Below are 25,804 nucleotides of genomic sequence, written 5' to 3'. Positions count from 1 at the left end.
TTACATGGGCACCCCTTTAAGATATTTGGTCCCTTCAATTAATTTTCATTGAAGCGAACCGCAGGTTCTATAAGGTTTAACGGTAAGTGCGGCTGACATAAAAAAACCCTTCACTTTGGAAGGGCTTTTATTTTTTGTAAATAATCTATCTGTACAAGGTAAAATGCCCTACAAATTCCCTCTTGTCTTCCTCTCCATTCAATTTAATAATGTACCAATAGTCCCCGCTTGGTAAATCTACCTGGTCATAAAGACCGTTCCAACCTTGTTCATTATCTTGAATGACGTAAATCTGTCTACCGTAGCGATCAAAGATTTTGATAAAGATGTCTGGAAATTGCTCAATATTCCTCGGGATCCAAAAATCATTTTGTCCGTCACCATCGGGGGTAAAGAAATTTGGTATTTCAATATCAATGAATTCCATAAATATAGATCCTGTTGCTTCACAACCATTGGCATCCACGACCCGTACAGAATAGGTATCGGTTCTACGTATATTAAAGACGTTGTCTTCACCATTGTTCTGACCATCAAAATAGTACGTATAGCCTTCTTTTCCTCCAATTCCCAAGGCACTAATTTCATTCAGGTTACTTTGTTCCAAAACGAGTTCCAAAGGTTCAAACCCTTCTACCTCAAAGCTTAGGGTATTGATACATCCGTTTATGTGGGCCAAGGTAATATAATGACTACCAGGTGTCAAATCATTGAAGTTGGCCTCCAACACTAAATCGTTGGGGTCTGTTGAATCCAAGGCATACATAACATCCGCAGCAACAGAATCGTCCTCTAAAATTAGTTCTATATAATTATTGGGAGTATCCCCAGTACATTCATAAATCACTTCTACTGCGGCATTAAGATTGGCTCCGCCTTCAACCGTAATGGCCTCACTACTAACACATCCATTGGCATCCTTGACAAATAGGAGGTAGGTGCCTCCAGACAAATTCCCATAGACCGTTTTTCCTACCGTAAAATCGGCATCATTGTTAGAATTTAATGCTGTGCTGTAAGGGGCGGTTCCCCCAGAAATATTCACTGAAATAGTTCCGTCCGTAGCACCAACACAAACTTCGGGAGTAGTTGTCAGTTCCATTTCCAGTTGGGTAGGCTCCATAATACTAAATTCTATCAACTCGAAACAACCATTGCTATCCTGTACAATGACCCTATAATCGCCAGGAGCCAGTTCATCAAAGGTATTGCTATCATCAAACTGGTTTAAATTAGGGGAAATAGCATATTGATAAATGCCTGTTCCTCCGTCCACATCCAGAACAATGCTACCATTTTCCTCTCCCGCACACTGAACGTCCATAATAGTTGGGACAACCAGCAGGGAATCAGGTTCTGAAATAAGTATCTCTTCCGATGTTTCCTGACAGTCCTCACTCAGAACGCTTACAAAATATGTTCCTTGAGGAAGATTATCGAACAGTCCGGTTGCCTGGTAGGGTCTTATTTCATTCAACAAGCCCGCATCCGAGAATAAACCATATTGATAATTGCCCAGCCCGCCATCAGCTTTGGCTTCGATCAAGGCTGAACTTTCTCCACTACAGTTTATTACAGCAGCTGAGGTATCCAACGTTAGGGACAGGGCTTCTATTGGATTAATGCTTATCTCATTAGAAACAATTGAGGTACAATTAAAACTGTCCCGCACATAATATTGGTACTTCCCATCAACAACATTTTGGAATACCTGGGTATTGGGGCCATTAAGTTGATTCATGGCATTAAAGACCATACCATCCGTACTCCATGTATAAGGGCCGGTACCTCCGCTTGCCGTTAATTCCAGTTCGGCTCCATTGGAACAGCTTAAAATAGCAGTTGTCAACAACATACCATTAGGTTCTTCAGGTGCTACAATTTCTATGGGGGAAGACTCAAATGTACAGCCCATAGCGTCCAAAACACTAATGCTATAATAGCCTGCTCCTAGGTTAATAAAGCTTAGTGACGTTTGGGAGGCAGTAGTTTGCACTAAGGTTGTACCTGCGGCATCCTTATAGGTGTTTAATCTATACCTATAGGTGGAAATTACATTCCTAGGGGTTAAACTAATAGACAGTGTAGCGTCCTTATCCCCGGAACACACTAAACCAGTTGTTGAAATTGTCCCATTAATAGGATCTGGCAACAATAGTTCAAATTCATTCACAAAAGGTTGTATACAACCCAAGGCGTCTTCTACCGTTACAGTATACTGACCGGCTGCCAATCCTTGGAAAAGTTTGGAATTAACATTGTAAGCACTAGTAGACATTCCAGTTGTATTATTAACAATAGTAATGTTATAGGGCGCCGATCCACCAATGGGCTCAATACTTGCAGACCCTTGGTCATTACTACAACCCACCTCTTCCAAATCAATTGGGTTTAGCCCTAGGGCTTCCTCTGGTGTTGTAATACTAAATACTCTATTCTGACTACAATTGGGAAAATCGTCCTGTACCACCTCAACTCTATAGTTTCCTGCCGGTACATTAATGGGTAGGGTAGGTCCAAAATCGGGTGAAGTACCATTTATAATAGCTGCACCATCATCTGCTGTGTCTACAGTACCCTTGGTCTCATAAATATAATAGCTGAAACCACTGGAATAAACGGCATCGTTCATGGTAAGACGAATTTGACCATTATCACCAAAGCAGATCACATTGGACAACACTTCCACAGACACATCAAAGGTATTTGGTTCCTTTACAATATGGTTAACCGTAATTTCACAACCAGTAACCACATTTTCCACTAAAATAGTATGTGTCCCAGCCTCCAGATTAGGAAACAGATTCGATGCTTGAGGAGTACCCGCTGGCAATAATGTAAACTGGTAATCCCCAGGTTTGGTTGCATAGCTGGATATACTGCCTGTAACATCTATACTAATGTGTTCTCCAGTATTGGCACAACTTATAGGGTCCAGTACATTTGTCGTGGCAGATAATAGTTGATCGTACGGAAGAACGGTAACCGTTGCTTCCCCTTTACAACCTTTGTCGTCAAAAACCCTTACTATAACATCCCCTCCGGCATAATCCGTATAGGTATAACTGCTAGCCGCGCCATTTTGCAACATGGTTCCTGTGGAAGCATCCTCAAACTCGAAACGGACAAAATTGTTGGTCCCGCCGGCAATGCTGGCCATATTGACTACAATGCTAGCATTGTTGGTCGTATTATTGCTTGTACAACCGAACGGATTTACCACTGGCAGGTCAAAAGATATACTGTTGGGTTCACCTACCACAATAGTGCTTATAGTGGTAACACAACCGTTAGGCGATGTTGCGGTGATTTCATACGTATCGGCCGGAAGGTTTTCATACGTATGGGTCAATGGATTATAAATGCCGTTATTTGGCACTAAACTATATATTAATGGGTTGTTCCCGTTATTTACTTCTGAAATGGCTATAGTACCATCTGCCGCATTATTACAACTCACATCTGTTGGGGTTACAGTAAAGTTGGGCTGTACAGGGGCAGGTACCTCCACAGTAAATACCCTGGAACATTCAGGACCGGAAGTATTGTTATCAAATACCGTTATGGTATAGGTGTCCGCTACACTAACCAGTTCCGTTACGGGTGTAGTCAATACCTGTCTCGCAACAACGGTACCCGATGTATTGGTTATCTGATAATCATAGCTACCAGAACCGGACGTTGCCTTGATCAGAATTTGCGCTTCCCCGCCAACACCGCACCCTAGACTTCTTTCCAAGGTGGCCGTAGCTTGCAACACAGGGTAAACATCTACAGAATCGGAAGCAGTACAACCATTGCCATCCTTTATAAATACAGTGTAATTTCCTGGCGTAACATTCGTAAATACGCCAGCATTATCCAAATAAGTAACACCGCCATCAATAGAATATAATATGGTAGCAGAACTACTATTGGCAGATATGGTAAGTGTTGTACTCGTACTACAATTATCCACTGCGGTAGTAAATGTGGGATTTGCCGGTAAGGTCATCGTTATTGAGCCTAAGGGATATGCACAACCATACTGATCACTAATCTCTACAAAGTAATCACCGGAGGGTGAGTTGGCAGGTATTTCTACAGGGTTATCCGTAGTACCTGTAATAATTATATTTGCCGAATCATCTGTCACCGTAAAGTTATAGGTGCCACCACCTCCATTTATGCCATTTATGGCAATTAGTCCCGGGTTGGCACAGGAGATATCCTCTAGTTTGTTTAAAGTTGCCGTTATGGGATCCAATTCTTCCAAAATAAGGTTTTCCGAGGCGGAGATACAAGTATCCGAACCTCCATTCACTTCCGTTACTACAATATAATATTCATCTGCTGGCAAGTCATCAATAGTGATTTTTGAATCATAAGGAATTATGGCTCCAGGTATACCTGAATTAATTCCGTTATCACTAGAACGTACAATAGTGCCACTTAGATTATACAATTCCCACCTCATATCATCCTCGGTTGGAGCTTGGTTATCCGTAAGCGTATAGATTAATTTTCCATTATCCTTTGTTGAGCAGGAAGGCTTGTACGTAACTTCTATACCTATTGGATTGGGTTTTAAGGTTGCCACGTTTTTATCACTTTGCCTAATACATCCACTGGCATCCTTTACGTAGAACACATAAGTTCTACCTGGTATTAATCCAGTAAACACTTCCGGGTCGGCCAAGCCCTTAGCCGCTGTCCAACCGTTTTCCGGTGCCAGGGCATTAAAATTGGCAGGATCATCGGTATATGTATATTGGTATGGGGCCGTACCTAAATTACCTTGAACGGAAACTTCCAGTTCATTACAATTTTTAATTACAGTAGAAACCGTAATATTTAAATCATCCAGTGGGTAACTAATAATATACTTATCCAAATCTACCCTACATAGTGTGTTCCCCGAACCATCTACCGTACGTATTGAAGGTTCAACCGCATTTCCAGAGGTCAGAGTATAAGTAGGTGTATCAAAAGTATCCGACGCTTGCCAAGATGCACCACCATCATGACTAAACTGCATGGTTCCATTTAACGTTAAAGGATAATTAATAAATCTAAATCCCGTTGCCGGATTACAATCCCCGGATAATAATGATTCCAAATCGGCGGTAAGCTCATCAGGATTTGATATGGCAATCGGAGTTGTTGGGACCGTACATCCAGAGGCATCCGTAACATTAATGGTATAATTGCCAGCCGCTAAATTATAGAAAGTTTTAGTGGTGTTTGTAATCTTGGCTGTTGTGCCATTGGAAGCGCCTGCATTGTCCAAATCTATAATTTCATAAGTATAGGGGGCAATGCCGGAGGTAACCGTAATTGCAATGTTACCTGATCCATCATGGCAATTAGGATCTGTTGGGGTTGCCGTATACGTTAAGGGTGTTGGTGGGTTCACCGTAACCGTTTCCATATACGCACAATGGGGATCCACTGCTCCGTTATCCCAAACATATACATCATAGGTTCCGGCATCGACCGTTGCCACGGTCAATACATTGGTTCCGTTAAAATCGGTTGCTGTAACCCCTGTCCCGGTGGGTACAAAGGCATATGCCCAATTACCATCGCCACCAGTTGCATTCACGGTAATACTTCCATCGGCACAAGAACTAACATGTACCACATCTACCTTAGCCGTTAAATTTGGCTGCACCTCAATGGTCTTTAATGCCGATATACATCCAAAAGCATCTGTAACCTCAATATCATAACTTCCATTGGACAACCCGGAAAAGGTATGTGTAGAAGCCGTAGTAGGAGTAGGGGATATCCAAGCACCACTATTCAACCTAAACTTGTAATTCCCGTTCCCTGAGGTAACTGAAACGGCTATAGTTGCATTATTTAAACCATCATAACAAGCTGTTGGGGAAAGATCAAAGTCAATATCTTGGTAGCGATCTATGGTTACGGCAGTAGCCGTTACTACTTCGCAACCTTTTGCATCTTTCACACGAACAAAATAATCGCCTTCGGTAACATTTGAAAAGCTAGAATTGGTTTGATATGCCCTGACAACCACCCCTCCCGCTTCTTCCAGCTGATAGGTATAGCCCGGAGAACCTCCTGTGGCCGAAGCCTTTAGAGTTCCACCCGTATTGATACAGGTATAATCTGCAGTCTTACTTAGAGTAGGAACAATTATAGACGGTTCCTTTAATGTTGCGTTAAAATTTGCCGTACAACTTGCATCGCCAACCTTTCTAACCAAAATGTTATAGGTACCGTCCGATAGGGTTGCAGGAGTTGTAATAGGAGAGGTCAAAGAAGTTGTCCAATTTCCGCCGTTATCAACAGAATATTCAAAACCTGTTGCGTTATCGTAATTTAATACTTCAAAACGGATAGCACCATCATTTCCGGCATTACACTGCGGATCTGTAATTCCCAATAAGTTGGCTTTAAATTCCTTGTTGTCCTCAACAACTACTATGATTTCTTTAGTTTTTTCACATAATTCCGGATTTTGGAAGGCTTGTATATCATCAATTACAAGATCATTGCCATAATCACTATTTAGGTTGCTGCGCAGTACAATGTCTACCGTTGTATTCGCTCCCGGGTTAAAGGTTACCGAACGGTTGTGCCAATCATCTGCACTGGTATTTTTTGGGATTTCCGCGGTAGGGATACTATGAATTACAGTCCCGGAGCCATCTACCAATTCCATTAATATTTCAGGGTTATTTCCACTACTACTAGGTTGTAATAAATTGAATGCCCATAAGGACAAGGTTATATCACGATTTGGCAATACCTCAATGCCACGTCTTGCCCAAAGTATGCCTTTATCTCCAGCAGCGGTACTAACATCTATGGCTAAAAATCTACCATTTACAAGTCCACTATGATCATTCGGATTTCTAGAAATGACTGGATTGGTTATAAAATTGGTAACCGAATATTCCCCATTCACAAGAATCCCGGCGGGACCTAGGTTACAGTCTGTAGTACTACCATCTTGCGGTTCATAACAATAACCTGGTCCAATTTCACCAATCTGTGTAGTGGGTCCAGCCCCGAAATTTTCTTCGAAGAGCGTACTTTGGCCTGGCAACAATGTACCTGCGTAGCCTACGCTAATGGTATGCGTACCGTCGGATACACCGGTAAATACATTATTGTCCCCAGGAGTGTTATCCACACCATTTAATTTATAGGAATATGTAAGATCGGTTGTATTGGATGTATTTATGGTGACTGTCCCGGATCCATCACAAGAATAATCCACTGCGCTTGTAAAACTTGGATCCGTTGTAGCCACGGGTACGGATATATCCATATTGAAGGAACATCCCAACGCATCCTTTACAACCAATTGATAATCTCCTGGGGCAAGATTTTTATTGTCTGTACCGCTAAAAGTTGAACCTCCATCAAAACTATAGGTATACGGTAATTTACCGCCATTTGGATTCAATATTTTAACCAAGGCCCCTGCAGGGTTACAGGAAGCATCTTCCACTATAGTGGCAGATGCCGTTAACCTGAAAGGTTGGTCTATTTCATAATTTAAGGTTTCTATACAACCAATTCCACCATTGTTACTGGAATCCATAACCGTTATTGTATATAAACCGGCGGATAGGTTATAAAATGAATTGTTTGTCTGGTAAGTGTTACCATTGTCCAAACTATAGCGGTAGGGAGCAGTACCTCCTGTAACCGTTACGCTCAGCGTAGACGTTGAGGAATCGGCACAAACAATTTCAGAATGCGAAGCCGACAATGATGGGGTACCCAAATCTTCAATTTTGACTATGTTGGAAATGGCAAAACATCCGTTATCGTCAAAGACTATAAACTCGTAGTCACCTGCTTCACTACTGGTACGGAATAAAAAACTGGTAGTAGTTTGAAGGGCCGAAGAAGGCACATCGGACGAGTCTGCATAATAATCAACCCCATCTTTACTCCAAATGGCCATTTTGTAATCAGGACTGGGACTACCTCCACTGGGGGTTAATGTAGCCATACCTGCAGTACAACTTATATTTTGAGAAGTAACACCGGTCAATTTTAATTCAGGGGTTTCTCCAACGGTAATTTTTTGTTGATCATAACATCCATCCTGAGTTCGGGTCACTACAATATAATTCTCGGGATTTATATTGTTGAAGGTATGGGTATTATCGTCAATACTGGGTATGGAACTCACCAAAGAGCCCAGCCCACCATTACTGCCATCGTCCAAACGCAGTTCATAAGAATAATTGGGCAAGGCATTTAAGACTTGAACGCCAATGCTACCCAAATCATTACAGTCTGCCGGTGCGGCACTAAGCGTTACAGTAAAGTCGCGTTCCTGTATACCTATATCTTCGGTTTCAAAAATACAACTACCTTCTATTGGGGTATTATCACTGGGGTCCAACGGTGTTATTTGCACCTTATAGGTACCACTGTCGGCAATGTTGAAGTTGGGACCATTTTGATCCGAAAAAGGAATTATAATATTATCCGTAGCGCTATCCACCAATTGAAATCCATAACCGGAAGCTACATTGGTAATTCTAATGTTACCAGGGGTAGTACATAGTATATCGGAAGTCTTATAGGTAAGATCTATATTATTTTTAAAAACATTGAAATAAAAGCGACTAAAACAACCGTATTGGTAATTGATGACCACTCTGTATTCTCCACTTTCCGTAAGGGTAAAGTTATTTTGCTCTACTATTGTGTTCCATGTACATGTGCCATTTTTATTGGCGCAATCGTCGCCGGTTTCATCACAACTGGTTTCGTCCAATTTTTGCCAAACAATACTTTCGGCATCAGTTATGCCCAATTGGATAGTAGCCTCGTCATTTGCCCCACATAAAAAGATCTTGGGCAGTACACTACCATCTATGGAGCAGGTAACGATTTCCCCCTGCATATCATTATCGGGGTTATTGTCGGTATTCACCTGATTAAAGTAATTTACTATTGGATTGGTCTGTGTGGAGCCAAATCGTTCTACAATGATCCGCTCCTCCCTATCAGGACAGCTACCTCCTGAGGATTTCCCTACTATGTATTCTCCAACAACCGTCACCAAAAGGGTACTCGGGTCATTGTCCGGATCATTATCGTTCAATACAGTATCACCTGCATCCACCTGTCCATTACCGTTGTTGTCCAACACCCAGTTATAGGAACTAAACCCTTGTCCTGCACGCAAAAGTACGTTTTCCCCACAAAGTTGTACGGTTCTGGCTTCGTTACAATTGGTCAAGGAATTAAAAATGGAATTGCTTGCCACTTCCAACGTACTTGGACATCCAGAAATTGAAGCGGAACCGTTCTCGTCCGTAAAGACCTTTGTATTTGTTGCCCCTTGATAGGTGGAATATGCCTTGTTTTCCAATAATGATGAACAGGCGTCCAGAAACTCGGAACAGTTGGCATCCGTAGTAAAACCAATTCTAATACTATATTCGGGGTCACCAACTTCAACCAAATTATTAGGTATGGTAAAGGTTAGGACATTATCAATTATATCGTGCGAATAGGTTACCCCCGGGGCATCCGTTATATCTACATTGTCGAAGGTTACATTTTTCGGAAGAACATCCCTAATTGTATAATTTACCGCGTTATCATCACCTGTATTTTGAAACCTGAGCACATATTCAAGAGATTGCCCTAGGCCTATTTCTTCTCCATTGATGTCCGTTCCATTCAAATTTTCGGTGGTATTGCCCAAATAAATTTCGGGAGCCATTGTCTTTGTATATGAGGCAGCGTCCACTGTACCGTCTATTGGGTCTACAACTGGTGTTCCTGCTCCATATTCGCCGCCATCTCCACCATCGGCATTGTCATCCCTATAATATTCGTTGGCATCACTACAACCATCACCATCACTATCCAAATCTAAATTATCAGGAAATCCATCATTGTCGTTATCACTACATGACTGTACAGAGACGACGTTTATTTGTATATCATCTATAAAATTCCCAACGGATAAACTACCGGTGGCCGTGGAAACAGCCTCAAATACAAACACGGTATTGGTCTGATCGTCAGGTACTGTATACGTTCCGGAGTAATAACCCCATGCAGAAGTACCATCGCTCATGGTCTGTTGTACAGTAGCCGTGGCAAGGTCTGCACCGATCCTCACCTGCATTACATCGACCCCTGCACGCCCCCTATGCCTCAATGACCAATTCATTACGGTACCTGGGGTTAAACATAAATTTTGGTACAATGCAGAGTTTTGTGTAGCATTGAGTTCGGCAAATTGGTTGCCATCAAATGCTGGAACACTAAGAAACCCACTGGACCAAATTTCTATCCGTCCATCGGTTGAGGTAGTAGACCATCCTTCAACACTATTTTCATTTAGTTGTCTATAAGAAGTATTTGGAATTGAGGGGTTTTCAAAACTTTCATTCAGGATAGGCTCAAAACATATGGTAGTAGCACATTCAACTTCATCGTAAATACCATCGTTATCATCATCCAAATCTGTAATATCCCTAACACCATCCTTGTCAAAATCGTTATGCACGGTGATACGTGCCGAGGGGATATCTTCTGTTATATTATTATCAATTTGATCCTGGCTGTTCGTAGCTGTATTGACCAGGTTTATCAAGGGTTCTATCCCTACAATTTCATCGGCTCTAACCTGTAGCTCCAGCACGGCAGTGGCTCCCCCGTTTAAAGTTCCAATGTTCCATGTATTTCCAGACCAAGTACCCGTTGTGGTATAACTGGATACAAAAGTGAGTCCTGTAGGTATATTATCCGTGATTTGAAGATTCGTCAAAGGATCGGAACTGTTATTTCTAACCTCAATCGAGAAGGTTGCAGTTTCTCCTTCCAAAATTTCAGCCTTATCCACTGTTTTGTATAATGCCACATCTTCCTCACAATAGAAAGCCGTAATAGATTGGGAATCATAGGTACAGGGACCTTTGGTTCCCCTACAGTAATAATCTCCCGCTTTGGACGGACTAAAGGTGGATTCATTGGCACCATCCACCAGGACGCCATCCTCGAACCACTGATAAGCATCAAAATTCCCAGTAGCTTCAAGAATATTAGCATTGGGCAGACACCCTTCGCCACCTACAATTTCCAAAGTAACAACAGGAACCGTATCAAAACCTGAAAAATAGCCTGCAACACCTCTAGCTCCATTATAGCCAAAAAATCCAATCGCCATGGGTCCGGTAGACTGGACACTAACATTGCCGCTTAAATTGGGGATAAAAAAAGTCTTCCAATCCGATGATCCCGCCACGGGAACAGAAGGAGGTAAAGTAACGATACCATTGTCATCACTGACCACAATATTTGAATCTGGGGTATTGACTGCAGCAACAATGGTTACCCCACCAGTAACCAGTGATCCGGCCATATTCCGGATATCCGGAATATTATCCATAACATCCGGTAATAGACAATTAACAGGGGCCACAAAGTTAAGACCTTGGGTATAAACCGCACTGGCCCCTGCCATACATTGATAGGCGTAGGCATCTTTGGAAGTTTGCACCAACATATTGGCGCCAACGGTGTTTGAGGAATAATAACTGCTGGGCACCTCAAAATATTCCCCATTATTGATGGTGGCAATAGGGGTAGAAGAACCATTTACAAAAATTTGCGTATTGTCGGCTATTCCTATAAGTAGTGGAAATTCAGTTGAACCATCCACATTTCCGTTGCCACGAACAAATATATACTCTTTACCCAATCGGTTTTCCGGTACTGGTTGATCAATACCGGCATCACGGTTGGACGAATTCTCTTCCCTACCAAAATTCATTGAGCCATTACTGATTACAATGTCCTTATCGGAAACAATCGAAGCTCCGATCCATCCATCACGGTGGGCCGCTGTTGGTGCGGTTCCTATATATGTTTCAAAAACAAAAGATTCATTTTTATCCAAGGTAATTTGATAAGTATCTGCGGTAATCCCCGCCCTGTTATTACCAACCCTGAACTCGCAACCAGGATCGTACCCAAAAAGATTAACAGTAGTATTGTCCTCGGTAGCCATAATTCCCAAGGTATTTGATTTGGACACTTCAGCCCCTAGATTGGGAACACCTCCCCACTTAAACCGTTTTCCCATGGCAACCCTACCTTTGGACGTCAGGGATGTTGCCTGTGCCGAGGAGTAACCTCGGTAATTTACATAAAATTTATTTCCACTGGGGGACTCAAACCTGAGTCCACTATTTGATAAAACTACTCCGGTTTTAGCGTTGTCCACCAAGGTAATGTTATTGTCCCCATCGGCTAAAGTGTATACCGCCGGATTTACATTGGAAATGGAAAATGTGGCAATAGGGGTTGTATTGGTACCCCTATACGCATTTACAGTGAATGTGGTTGGTTCTGGTGTAGAAAGGTACACTGCCTGTTCTTTTACAGCCTGATTATTTTTGCCCTGTTTCAAGGGTGGCAGATAGTGAAGATCACTTAACTGACCTTTTACGGATAAAATAAAACCAAAGAAAAAAGTGAATAAAAGTAATTTTCGTATCATTCGGGGTGCAGTTATTTTGGTTCTGTCAATATATACTTGAAATCAAAACAACAACAACCCTAGCTACAAGCCAATAAAATGTTGTGAAACACTTTGAATATGTTGGAAATTATGATAATCATATATATTTGGGTTTACAAGAAAATTGATTTTCATAGGTTCCTCTTTTTTATTTATTCAATTGATAATGAAAAAACGAATAGAATGGAGTGGTGGCAATAAGAGCCGGCCGTATCCAAGCCTAGAACAAGGTTGGCATAAAAATATGTTGTTGTAGATAAAACCGGTAGCAGCTTTAAGCCAAATTTCCCTGGTTGTTGAGACCCCTCCTCTAGATTGGATACTTAGGGAAAATGTTTTTGGTATCGTATAAAGCTAATATAGGAACCCAGATATTTGGGCTGTTAAAATGTGGTTGTCCTAATGAAATGTTGACCGTATTTATAAGAAAACTCAAAAGGGGTAATAAAACACCCTAGAAATAAGCCTATAAAACCGGTGGATTTATGGCCTCCCCATAAGGAAACTAAGTGTAGGGGGTAAAAAAGCCAATGTGAAGAAGGGCGTAATTTTAGAAGATATAAGCCTCTAAAAGGAAACGTGGAATAAAACAACCCGTATTTATGGCATTGGTTGGATTTCCAATTTCACAATTGAAAAAAGTGAACAAATCGCACACTTTTATGTGCCTGCGCACGCTTTTGATAAAATAAATTACCATTAGATGTTGGGTAAAACCTTTACTGGATGACTACAAAAAAATAAAATATTTTATTTCCAATCACCGCATAATGTTTTCATAGATGCAATAAGCTTGAATAAAACCTCCGATAACAGACATGGTGATGTTAGGCCGACAATAAACCCTATACGTTATAAAGGGCCTCCATCAATTCATTTTTTTTGTTTCTGCTCAATGGCACCTGTCTTCCTTCCACTTCAATATTTTTACTATTGAACTTTTCAACTTTTTCCAAATTCACAATATAGGATTTATGAATCCTAAGAAATTTTTCCTTCGGTAACTTTTGTTCAAAAGATTTCATTGTAGAAAGAATCACCACATTACCCTCGTTCGTCACCAACTTAATGTAATCGCCAAGAGCTTCTATCCATTTTATGTCGTTCAATACAACCTTGCGCTTTTTTAGGTTGCTTTTCACGAAGATATACTCTTCTTCCTCGTTTACATTTTGCATTTGTTCAAATCGGGTCAAAGCCCTCTTTATGGAGGCTTCAAAACGATGTTGGGTAATGGGCTTGTACAAATAATCGGTTACATCGTAATCAAATGCCTTTAGGGCATAATCAGGTTTACCGGTAATCAAAATTACTTGTGGTGGATTTTCCAAGGATTCCAATAGATCGAAACCATTGATAATGGGCATTTCCACATCGAGAAAAATAAGATCGATCTCGTTGTTCTTGATACCATTTTTTGCCTCAATGGCATTGCTGTACTCAGCTACCAAAGCAAGGTTTGGATGTTTGTTGACCAATTTGGCTACGGCCATGCGCTGCATAGCCGAATCGTCTACTATTATACTTCTTAATTTCATAATGTGTGTCTCGTGGGATTAAATCATGTTGAAATTACTTAAATGGTCTCCCAATCCCTCAAAAATGATGTGAACTACACCATATGTGTTGTGTAAATGAAGATATGCGTGGTGTAAGGATTTTATGAAGCAGATTTTTCAAAAATTGGTTTTTACATACAGCTGAAATGATAGGGATCTTATGGTAATTCCCTTTTTAATGAGGGATAATGTCCCCCCTCTTTCCCCCATACAGACAAGTAGCTAACTATGACTAGAAGCGCCAACTTATAACATTTCATAAAAAAGAAGTGGTCTTGGGCCTTTATTGAGGTCACTTTTTTATATTTACGGACGGTCATTGATCGGAAAGTTTACTATAAAGAAAACGTAGCCAGCCTTATATAAGCCTTTGGCGTCAACCATGGTCAAAACACTGTTAACCTAAATAGAAAAAGGATATATTAATATGAAAAATGTCACTTTATTAATTGTTGGATTATTGCATTTTACATTAATAGTAAATGCACAGAATAGAGAAATTGCGGTGGACACAACGGTTGTAACCACCCACACAGCCACTATTAATGGCGAAAAAATAGCTTATACAGCAACAACAGGTATGCAGCCAGTTTGGGATGAATCAGGAAAACCTATCGCTACGCTTTTTTATACCTATTATAAAAAAACCACCAATGAAAATACAGCTAATAGACCCCTATTAATTTCGTTCAATGGAGGTCCTGGTTCAGCCTCGGTTTGGATGCATATTGCCTATACTGGACCTAAAGTATTGAATATCGATGACGAAGGATACCCCGTTCAGCCCTACGGGGTCCGTGAAAACCCCCATTCCATTTTGGATGTGGCGGACATAGTCTATGTTAACCCTGTAAACACTGGGTATTCCAGAACAATACCAGCCAGCGGGGAAGGAGTGAAAAGAGATAAGTTTTTTGGTATAAATGCAGACATTAACTATTTGGCTGAATGGTTAAACACCTTCATCACCCGAAATGGGCGATGGACTTCACCAAAATATCTAATAGGAGAAAGTTACGGTGGTACAAGAGTAGCTGGCCTGGCTTTGGAATTACAGGAAAAGCAATGGATGTATCTCAACGGGGTAATTATGGTTTCTCCTGCGGATTATAAGGTATTTAAATCTGACAGCCCAATTTCGTCGTCCTTCAATCTGCCCTATTTTACTGCGGCTGCATGGTATCATAAAGCACTCCCTGAAACCCTACAACAAAAGGATCTTTTGGATATATTGCCCGAAGCCGAAGAATTTACTTTAAACACCTTAATGCCCGCATTGGCCAGGGGGGGATCCCTTTCCATAGCAGAAAAACAAAAAATAGCGGCAAAAATGGCCTACTACTCAAGTTTATCGGAAAAATCCATAATGCAGCATAATCTTGATGTCCCAACAAATTTTTTCTGGAAAGAATTGTTACGGGATAAAACCGGCAATACCGTCGGTAGACTGGACTCACGCTATTTAGGGCTGGATAGGGTAGAGGCGGGGACACAGCCCGATTACAATGCGGAACTTACCTCATGGTTGCACTCCTTTACACCTGCCATCAATTTTTACATTCGGGAGCACTTAAAATTTAAAACGGATATTAAATACAATATGTTTGGAGCGGTACACCCCTGGAATGATAAAAACAATAATACCAGAGAAAACCTAAGAAAAGCCATGGCCGTAAACCCATATCTTAATGTGATGTTCCAGACAGGTTATTATGACGGTGCTACCACCTATTTCACTTCTAAATATACCATGTGGCAACTGGATCCAAGTGGTAAAATGAAAGATCGTTTGAGTTTTAAAGGATATAGAAGTGGCCATATGATGTATTTGCGTAAGGCCGATCTAAAAACTGCCAATGATGACATAAGGGAGTTTATCAAAGCAAGTCTACCAAATGGGAAATCGGCTAAATACTAATTTCTTTTTTTAAATATATTATAGGAGGCAGGAATTGGTCCTAACAACATGAACGCTTGGTCTGTTCAAGAACAATTTCATCCCACCAATGTAACCCTGGGCAAGCATGGAAACCTTAACAGGCCGTGCTTGCCATGGGTTTCCCTATGTGGGGAAGAGAAACTGTTACTTAGGTTTAGGGACCTCACTATCCATTACTTACAAATTTAGAAAGCCCTAACACCCAATGAATCAAATACCTTTAATATATTTTTAAAGTACCTTCCAAGGACTTGGATTTGATATCGCCATAATCATATGCCCTCATTAAATTGGGACGGAATGGGTATTTTTTATTTCCCCCATAACAAATGTACTGTGGGCACTGCCAATATTTTTTATTCCCCCTAGTTGGTTCAACACAAAATCCTGATAATGTTTCATATCCTTGACCATTACCTTGAGTAAGAAATCATAATCCCCTGATACATTATAGCATTCCGTAACCTCTTTGATAGCGATTATATCCTTAACAAACTTGTTGCCGATTTCCCGCGTGTGCTGCTTCAGGGTAATATTACAAAATACGGTAAGACCTTTGTCCAATTGCTCGGCATCAAGAACCGCTACATACTTTTTTATATAACCATTTTTCTCCAAACGTTTGATCCTTTCAAAAACTGGGGTAGTGGACAAATTTACCTTGTTGGCCAAATCCTTAGTGGTAAGGTTGGAATTGTTCTGTAATAATTTCAGAATCTGAATATCTATCTTATCCAAATCGGTCATAGAATATTTTTCTTTTAATTAATACACCCACTGTTATTACAGAATAATTTTCTACTATAATAATATATATTAGTGTAAAATTTCAATTATAGATACAAATATAGAATATTAAAACAAAATTATAAACTTTGCAGAGAATTGTGAAAATTAAAAAACATGAAGACAAACCTTTTGGGTTTCCCCAGAATTGGAGCCAACAGAGAATTAAAAAAGTCCTTGGAAAAATACTGGCATGGCAAAATCCATGTAGAAGAACTTAAACTGACCGCTAGGAAAATACGTCAGGAAAACTGGGAAATACAGCAATTGTCCGGCATAGATTTTATTCCTTCCAATGATTTCTCCTTTTACGACCAAGTATTGGATGCCTCCATTACCTATGGTTGCATTCCCGAGAGATATTCAGAAATTAAAAAGGACACATCGGAAATAGATCTTTATTTTGCGATGGCCAAAGGTCTTCAAAAGGATGGTTACGACGTAACGGCCATGGAAATGACCAAGTGGTTCGACACCAATTATCATTACATAGTTCCGGAATTCACTAAGAATCAATCCTTCCAACTAAATTCCATAAAGGCGGTAGACGAATACAAGGAGGCCATGTCCCTCGGAATAAGGACCAAACCCGTACTTATATCACCCTTTACCTTTCTATATCTCGGGAAAGAAAAAGAAGAAGGATTCCACAGGCTGGACCTATTGGAATCTTTATTGCCCGTATTTTATGAATTGTTGGGGCAATTATCTTCGGCAGGAGCTGAGTACATTCAAATGGATGAACCTTGTTTGGCTTTAAACCTTACAGACAATGATCGAAAGAAGGTGAAGGAACTTTATAATAGCATAGCATTAAAATTTCCTCAATTAAAAATAATTCTTACCAATTACTTTGACTGTCTTGGAGACAATTTGGAAACTGCATTGCAACTTCCTGTACATGCACTTCACTTGGATTTAGTTAGATGTCCGCTGCAGTTGGATGATATCTTGGAGTCAGCATTGTACACCGGGCAACAGATACTCTCCTTAGGGGTCGTGGACGGCAGGAATATTTGGCGAAACAACTTTGATGCTTCCCTCAACCTGATTGAAAAGGCCCAACAAGGTGTTGGAAAGGACAAGATTTGGGTTGCCAGTTCCTGCTCCTTTTTGCATACTCCCTACGATCTGGACTTAGAGGATCAGGAGGAGAGCCTTCCTTCATCAATTAAACAGTGGATGGCATTCTCCAAACAAAAGCTTAAGGAACTAGTGGTCTTAAGGCAATTGGCATCAGAGGTTCCCACAGAAGAAGCTGCCATTGAACTAGTTAATAATAGGCGACTTTTTATAGAAAAAAGGACCTCGGAATTAATTCATCATACAAATACCAAACAAAGGGTCCGTTCATTGACCGATGGGGCCAGCCAACGTAAAAACAACTTTAATACTCGCAAAAAGAAGCAAAAACAAGAATTGAACCTTCCATTATTTCCAACAACCACTATTGGGTCATTTCCCCAGACACAAGAGATAAGAGGTTGGAGAAGCAAACTCAAAAGAAAAGAGATTACCCAACAGGAGTATGATGAATTTATCAAACTAGAAACTCAAAACACGATCCGATTTCAGGAAAATATTGGATTGGACGTCCTGGTTCATGGCGAATTTGAGAGGAATGATATGGTGGAGTATTTCGGGGAGAGGCTTAATGGATTTGCTTTTTCCTGTAACGGATGGGTACAAAGTTACGGAAGTCGCTGTGTAAAGCCCCCTATAATTTACGGGGATGTCCATAGGGATACGCCGATGACTGTAAAATGGACATCTTATGCACAATCCTTAACCAAGAGACCGGTAAAGGGTATGCTCACGGGGCCAGTTACCATTTTACAATGGTCCTTCGTAAGGGACGACCAACCTAGGTCAATGACCTGTAAACAAATTGCTTTGGCCATCAGTGATGAAGTCATGGATCTGGAAAAAGCTGGAATTAAAATTATTCAAATTGATGAACCGGCCATAAGGGAAGGGCTTCCCCTAAGGCAAGAATATTGGAACACCTACTTAAATTGGGCCGTGCAATGTTTTCGCGTAGCTTCAAGTGGAGTAGAGGACAGGACACAGATCCATACCCATATGTGCTATTCAGAATTTAACGATATTATCCGAAACATTTCGGATATGGATGCCGATGTCATTACCATAGAAACCTCAAGATCGGAAATGGAATTATTGGACGCCTTTGTCCAATTCAAATATCCCAACGAAATTGGACCCGGGGTATACGATATCCATTCTTCCAGAGTACCCAACAAAATGGAAATGGAAGAATTACTGCTCAAAGCAACCCAACTTTTTCCGATAGAAAATTTATGGGTAAATCCGGACTGCGGTTTAAAGACAAGGGAATGGCCCGAGACCGAATTGGCCTTGGCCAATATGGTGGCAGTGGCAAAAAAAATACGGGCAGCATACCATACCTAAATAAAACATCCACTATTTTGAACGCCTTTTGACCGGGATTAAAATACCGCGATAGTAAAAAATGAGTTTTTTTTGCCGATCTCTGGAAGCCTTGTTAAAAAAATTATTTAAATTGTTGGATAATTAAGTAAAGTTCAATTTAACAAACATTTACAATGGGTAAATTTGAAATTAAAAAAGATAAGTCGGACCAATTTAGATTTAACTTAAAAGCCTCCAATGGTCAGGTAATTTTAAGCAGTGAGGCCTACAAGACCAAAGCCTCATGCGAAAATGGGATAGCGTCCGTTAAGGCAAATTCCACGGACGACAATAAATATGAAAGAAAGACTGCCAAGAATGGCAATCCCTACTTTAACTTAAAGGCAACAAATGGTCAGGTTATCGGCTCCAGTGAAATGTATTCCAGTACTTCGGCTATGGAGAATGGAATTGCATCTGTAAAGAACAATGCAACTGAGGCCTCCATTGAAGATCTAAGTTAAGTGTAAAATTTCGTATTGTATATCCTATAATAACGGAACCTTGAACGGCGGGCAGCCTAATTTTGGCTGTCCGTTGTCATTTAGGTACAGGGAACCATCCCTATAAAAAGTGAACCTTTTACCCTTACTGACGTGAAATTACCGATTGGGATTTCGATACGATTTCCCTAATAATGGTATCCAGTTCAATGGCCGAGGAATAAATATGACCCAGCATATGTGTCTTCTCCTTTTCTTCCAACAGGTTTTCATTGAACAAATCAATAATCCCCATCATTCTAGATAAAGGGGCCCTCACCACGTGTGATTGTGTCCAGGCAATTTCCCTTAATTTTTCATTTTGCCTTTCAATGGCGCCTTGAATCTGTCTTTTTTCCGTAATATCCCTTATATATAACGATATTGTATTTTCAGAAGGATAGGCACTAACTTCAAGCCATTTATCCAGGCCAGAAATGTAATCCTCGAAATATACCGTGTTTCCCGCCCTAATGGTTCTGTAATATTTAATATATTCCCGAGGATTGATATTCTTTAAATTGCAGTCCCAAAAATTTTTCCCTATAATACTTCCTTTATCAACTCCCAATACCTCTTTTGCTTTTTCGTTCCAGTAGGTAACCGTCCATTCGTGGTCCAATGAAATAAATGCATCCCCAATACTTTCCAGGATGTCATTTTTATCGCTGTTGGCCTGTTCCATTTTTAATTCGGTAGTTTTCAAGTCATTTATATCTTGAATACTTCCTATTATCCTAGAACATTTGTCAAAGGCAAATTCTGGTTTCCCGATCATTCTTACCCAGCGCTCGTTTCCTTTGGCCGTTATAATTGGAAATTCAAAATCCCATGGTTTACCGTGATATATTGCGTTATTGATATCCTGTAAAATTCTCTCCCTTGTTTCCCCATCTCTACAAAATCCGAGTATACTATCTATGGTAGGGGTATAATTTCGATCCACTTCGTGAATTTTCTTAATCATATCGGACCAGTAAATAGTTGAATTGTTAAAATTCAATTCCCATGGGCCTATATGGGCCAAATCGGTTACCTCTTTCAAAATATTCTTAAGCTCCCTGAACTCCGTAATATCTTTTGCCACGGCAAACACGGCCCCTTCCTCTTCACTGGACCTAGCTGTCCAACTTAAATATTTTGTTTCCCCATTTTTACTGATGTAGCGATTCTCAAAATGTTTATAGGATTTTCCTTCATATAAAAACAATTGTTTGTCCCTGGTTTTATTCCGATCCTCAGGGTGTACAAATTCCATTATTTTTTTGGATAGCAACTCCTCTTCAGAATAGCCCAAAAGCTTGGAGGCCGCCGGATTGATTTTTTTAAAGTATCCATCCTTTCCGGCTTTACATAGAATATCCGGGGCAAAATTAAAAACATGTTCCAATTCTGTTTCAATGTGCTTACGTTTAATCTCAGCTGCCAAATGTCTGGCAACTTCCTTAAACGGTTCACTGCAATACAAATGGGAATCCAATTCATGTCCTGTACCCAAGAGAAGTACCCCTATAAAATTTTCATTGTGAATCAAAGGGATTCCGAAAACACATTCCGTTCCGGGAATAGACATGGCTTTTTGCCTGTCCGAACCCTTCAGTTTCTTTAAATCCCATACTTCAATACGTTGATTCTCCCCAATAATATCGGCCAATTCTTCTAAGGATTCCAATGCCCCTTCATGTCCAAAAGGGTCTTGGAATTGTTTATCGGCCCTAACAATATTGTATTCGCCGGAAGGTTTTAATTGATTATTCTCGGAGTTGGGCAACCATATTTCTGCAAGCGTGAAGGCTCCAAAATCAACCAAATAATCCAGAACACTTTTTATACTCTGCATTAAATACTTTTCATGACCGAAGATGAGGCTTATATCGATCATCAAGTTATTTAATATTTCCTGATTTTTTTCAACCGTAACATCCCGTTCAATGGATATCCAATGTGTAAACCGCCCTTTTTCGTCCGCAACCGGACTTATTGAAAAGTTGACCCAAAATTCCTCTCCACTTTTTTTATAGTTGATGATAGTTACTTCACAAGACTCCCATCGCTGTATGGCTGTGCTTAACTTTTTTAATTCCTTTTTATCGGTTTTTGGGCCCCTTAGAATTTCCGGGGAAATACCGATCATCTCTTCGGCCGAATATCCGGTCATTTTTGTAAACGCTTCATTCACATACAATATCCTAGGAACCGACTCATCCAATGGCTCCGCTTCTGTGATCAAAACCGCATCCTTGGTATTTGTTACTACCGACTCCAATAATCTTAACTGATGCTCTTCCTTTTTTTGTTGTGTAATGTCTTGGATCGTACCCTCGAATTTGGATGGCTTCCCATCCATTTTCAAATCGGGTTGTCCCAATTGACGAACCCACTTTATAGAATTATCGGGAAGTATTATTCTATAAACATGGTCATACTTTTTATGTTGGGTGAAGGCCTTTTCGTTTGCCTTGGCAAATAGTTCCCTATCATTTGGGTGGATGGTTTCCATAATGGATTTGTGGTTCAGCTTAAAGGATTCCGGTTTTCTTTCCCAAATCCTATAAACTTCTTCGGAACAGTTTAATGACATAGTCTCCAAATCGATTGACCAATAACCCAATTTGGCTATGGCCGTGGCCTTCTTAAGCTTATGTTCGGAATGTCTTAGCCTATTTAAATACTCTTCCTTCTCTGTCACGTCCGTACAAGTGGCCAGGATGCACTGTACCCCGTCTATACTTATATGCTGTCCTACAACTTCCATTTTTGCCAATTCCCCATTTCGCTTTTTGTGGATAAAGATTCCGTAGTTGCGGTTTCCCCTTTGCAATTGAAACTCATCCAGCCCCTTCATTAATGCCCCGATTTCTTCCTTGGGCCTTAAATCCTTAGCGTTCATTTGAAGTAATTCGGCCCTGGAATATCCATAAAATTCCACCATGGCATCGTTTACATCTACAATTTTACAGCTCTCCTGTTCAAGAATATATTTGGGATAGGGACTACTATTGAAAAGTAAACGGTGCTTTTCCTCGGAAGCCTTTATTTCCTTGTTGATCAACACTCTATCCGTAATGTCCCTCGCGTTGATGACGACACCTTGAATCATTGGGTCATCATTCAAATTGACCATCAATATTTCCAACCATTTCCAGCTACCACTTTTATGTTGAAACCGAAATGGCCTGGAAACAAAGGGTTCATTTTTGATAAACTTGGAAAAATAATATTTTACCTTTTTCTTATCGGAATCGTGTACATTACCAAATATATTCTTCCCGATCAACTCGTCCGATGTATATCCCAGCCCAAATTCCCAAGAGGAATTTGAATAGGTATAGTCGCCATTCAAATCAACGATGGAAAGCCAATCATAACCCGCTTGGATTACGGATGTGTATTTTGGGTGTATTAGTTCTATTTGCTCCCAAACTTTTTTTTGTGATGTTATGTTCTGTATATCACCTTCCAATTCACAAACAGAACCGGTTTTCCCATATTTGACAGTAAGCACTTTAATATTAATAAAAACAATATCCCCGGACTTATGGACAAGTCTACATTCCAATTCGTCATCCATCAAATCATTTTCAATCCAGGATTGGAATTTCCTATATACTTTATCTTGATCAAAAAAATACACCATATCAAGCCAATTTGCAAGGGTGTCAAGATGGATTTCGTCCTCGCTATATCCTAGAATATCGAAGAAAACATTACCAAACCATAGATTGCCTGTAATATTGTTAAACCTCCATAGAACGGAGCCATTGGTCTCCAAAAAGTTTCCAATGGAAATATCTTTATTGTCTACAAAGGTCCCTTGATTTTTAATTTTAACCAAAGGGTTTAAGGCTGTACCAAGTAATCCTGCCTGTTTGCCCAGCACCTTGAGTCCAGCTTTTTGTTTCTTGCTTAATTCCTTATTATGGTTATCATAAATACACAAGATACCCAATAGACCTCCATTCCTGTCATGAATGGGGACCACGATCAAAATAGACGGAAATTCTGGGGATATTGTTTCAATTTCAGTCCGAATATGCAGATCATTTGGAATATCATCCAAGACGAGCAATTCATTGGACCTAGATTGGATGTGTTCCCAAATTAGTATTTCAACTTTGCAGGCATCACTATCTAAATTGGAATGGGCGGATAGGTTGTCGGGTAATTTCAGTAATGCTGTACTTGCCGTAGGGGAATCGAAAATAAAGGTAGCCAAATGGCAGATATCCTCGGAAATATTATCCCCTAGTTCCAAGCTTGGATATGATGGAAGAAATTCAACACTGGTACAATACATCAATCTATACTATATATTTCCAAGTCAACTTTAAATTAAGCCTCTTTCTGTTTTTTGGGTTTAATCCCAATAAACCCAGAACTCAACGAAGCTTTAAATAGCTGGTGCATAAGAAAATTAAATGAATTGCAATGGATTAGAAATCCTTTGCCTGAAATTAGTTGGTTCGTTTAAACAACATTGATCTAATTGATAACGGTCAACCAATTATTTTTGATGTCCCTGAAAGTGCCTATAAACTTTTGAACCTCCAAGGGTTTATTTATAAAGCAACAAGTTTGTCCATTAAATTGGGGAGGGTCATTATCGCCCCCGGAAGTCAAAATAATTACGGGGATATAAAAATTACTCAAGCCCTTCATTTTGGAAATTATATTTTCCCCATTGATCATTACCAGATCTTCATTGGCAATAATCAAATCGGGTACTTCAATACTATTATGTTCTAAAAGGCTTTGGATTTGGAGCACAGCTTCAAATCCGTCTTCCAATGTGTGAATGTTACAAATTTCACCATTTTCCTGTAGGGATTCTTTGATTAAAATGGCATCCATATCACAGTTTTCAATCAACAGCACATTTTTTATTTTCATAAGGTTAAAATTCTATTGGATTTGGGTATTATTCTTTAACAACGAAATCGCCTTTTTATTCTATAATACTCGAAATAGTTTAGGTTAAATTCTGTTAAATTTTTAATTCTTTATGGCATAGCACCATCAAATCACTGGAAGTGTGTATGTTAGTTTCAAATAAGGAGTAAAATTGAGATATTGGAAATCACCGCTCTATAGCCCATATTCTCATAGTTTTTAAGGGAATGCTACGCTAAAGTGGACATTTGTTATTGGGCATCCAAACATAATAACAAAAGGGAAGTAAAAAAGGCTCGATAAAAAAATACAGTGGAAGCCCGGTCATGGCCATATGCCAAAAGAAAACATTGGTTATATTAAGACTATCCATTATTGGATTATGCTAGTTATAATCCAAGTAATTCATAGGTTTTTATTGATAAATCGGACATATTCATTTCGGATTTCCTCGTAAAGCGTCCCCATCCGTTCATGCAATTCCTTGGACATTATAATTTGGAATTCCTTTATCCCTATCTGTAATTTAAAATCCCTATCGATCTTCCCATACAGGAAATCTCCGGTAGATTCCATTCTGTCCAAGGGTTGGGCCGTAAAAAATAATTCCCGGAAATCATTGGTCCTAAAGTAATATTTTACGTTAAAAGAAATTGCTTTGTAGTGTTTGGTATATTCAAAAAAACCGGAATTTTCTTTTTCCACAATTAAATGATTTACTATTGATATATTAAGTAAGCAAATTCAAATAATGCCTTAATTCATTAGATATCAATACTTTTTCGATATGTTTCATTTTAAAAAGACCAATTACAATACCAAGGTCATATTGGGGCAGAATTGGATCACCATCATAAAACAACTGTCTATTGATATCTTATTTAATGATGAATTAAAGATTATATCCACCAACACCAAAAATAATTGGCCCTGTTATAATTCATTTACAAGTGAAACATAATGGCGTCGTGTTAAACCTTGGACTTCAATTTCATTAAGTATAATTTTTATTCAACCTGTATATTCAATATTGAAAATAATATTATCCAGTAAAAAAAAGAGGTCGTCTAAAAACTAATTAGGCGACCTTTTATTTTTCGGTTTTTCTGATATTATTTTGAACTTGCTTTGTTGATCAGGTAATTTTAGAGGTTAGCTTAATGGGGCAAAGCGATTC

10 protein-coding genes are annotated in these 25,804 nt (G+C 39.8%); 4 read left to right on the top strand and 6 right to left on the bottom strand.

What is annotated here, in order from left to right:
* Positions 1-145 precede the first annotated feature (145 nt).
* Both QSE00_RS10495 and QSE00_RS10490 read right to left on the bottom strand, forming a co-directional pair.
* Positions 146-12,499, bottom strand: a complete 12,354-nt coding sequence (locus QSE00_RS10495; protein ID WP_286105909.1) for a T9SS type B sorting domain-containing protein — start codon at positions 12,497-12,499, stop codon at positions 146-148.
* Between the two features lie 866 nt (positions 12,500-13,365).
* The gene (locus tag QSE00_RS10490) at positions 13,366-14,058 is read right to left on the bottom strand and encodes a LytR/AlgR family response regulator transcription factor (protein WP_286105908.1); all 693 of its coding nucleotides are present in this window, start codon (positions 14,056-14,058) and stop codon (positions 13,366-13,368) included.
* A 448-nt stretch (positions 14,059-14,506) separates the two neighbouring features.
* Between QSE00_RS10490 and QSE00_RS10485 the strand changes: the two genes are divergently transcribed.
* Positions 14,507-15,997 (top strand): S10 family peptidase, encoded by a 1,491-nt coding sequence (locus tag QSE00_RS10485; protein ID WP_110355467.1) that lies wholly within the window; start codon positions 14,507-14,509, stop codon positions 15,995-15,997.
* A 306-nt stretch (positions 15,998-16,303) separates the two neighbouring features.
* Here QSE00_RS10485 and QSE00_RS10480 read toward each other — a convergent pair whose 3' ends face one another.
* On the bottom strand, positions 16,304-16,765 hold the full coding sequence (locus QSE00_RS10480; protein ID WP_110355466.1) for an Lrp/AsnC family transcriptional regulator: 462 nt from the start codon (positions 16,763-16,765) through the stop codon (positions 16,304-16,306).
* A gap of 156 nt (positions 16,766-16,921) precedes the next feature.
* Here QSE00_RS10480 and metE point away from each other — a divergent pair, with 156 nt between their 5' ends.
* On the top strand, positions 16,922-19,234 hold the full coding sequence (gene metE / locus QSE00_RS10475; RefSeq protein ID WP_286105907.1) for a 5-methyltetrahydropteroyltriglutamate--homocysteine S-methyltransferase: 2,313 nt from the start codon (positions 16,922-16,924) through the stop codon (positions 19,232-19,234).
* A 155-nt stretch (positions 19,235-19,389) separates the two neighbouring features.
* Positions 19,390-19,719 (top strand): YegP family protein, encoded by a 330-nt coding sequence (locus QSE00_RS10470; RefSeq protein ID WP_110355464.1) that lies wholly within the window; start codon positions 19,390-19,392, stop codon positions 19,717-19,719.
* 124 nt (positions 19,720-19,843) lie between these two features.
* Here the strand turns inward: QSE00_RS10470 and QSE00_RS10465 are convergent, their stop codons facing one another.
* The 3 genes from QSE00_RS10465 to QSE00_RS10455 all read right to left on the bottom strand — a co-directional run bounded on the left by QSE00_RS10465 (position 19,844) and on the right by QSE00_RS10455 (position 25,332).
* Positions 19,844-24,034, bottom strand: a complete 4,191-nt coding sequence (locus QSE00_RS10465; protein WP_286105906.1) for a PAS domain S-box protein — start codon at positions 24,032-24,034, stop codon at positions 19,844-19,846.
* Positions 24,035-24,219: 185 nt separating this feature from the next.
* Positions 24,220-24,627, bottom strand: a complete 408-nt coding sequence (locus QSE00_RS10460; RefSeq protein ID WP_286105905.1) for a response regulator — start codon at positions 24,625-24,627, stop codon at positions 24,220-24,222.
* A 405-nt stretch (positions 24,628-25,032) separates the two neighbouring features.
* Positions 25,033-25,332, bottom strand: coding sequence for a hypothetical protein (locus tag QSE00_RS10455; protein ID WP_110355461.1), 300 nt, complete (start codon positions 25,330-25,332; stop codon positions 25,033-25,035).
* A gap of 82 nt (positions 25,333-25,414) precedes the next feature.
* Here QSE00_RS10455 and QSE00_RS10450 point away from each other — a divergent pair, with 82 nt between their 5' ends.
* Positions 25,415-25,588, top strand: a complete 174-nt coding sequence (locus QSE00_RS10450; RefSeq protein WP_286105904.1) for a hypothetical protein — start codon at positions 25,415-25,417, stop codon at positions 25,586-25,588.
* Positions 25,589-25,804: the final 216 nt, after the last annotated feature.

The organism is Arenibacter flavimaris (genome assembly GCF_030291335.1).
GTDB lineage: Bacteria > Bacteroidota > Bacteroidia > Flavobacteriales > Flavobacteriaceae > Arenibacter.
This window is presented reverse-complemented; position numbering and strand designations above follow the sequence as displayed.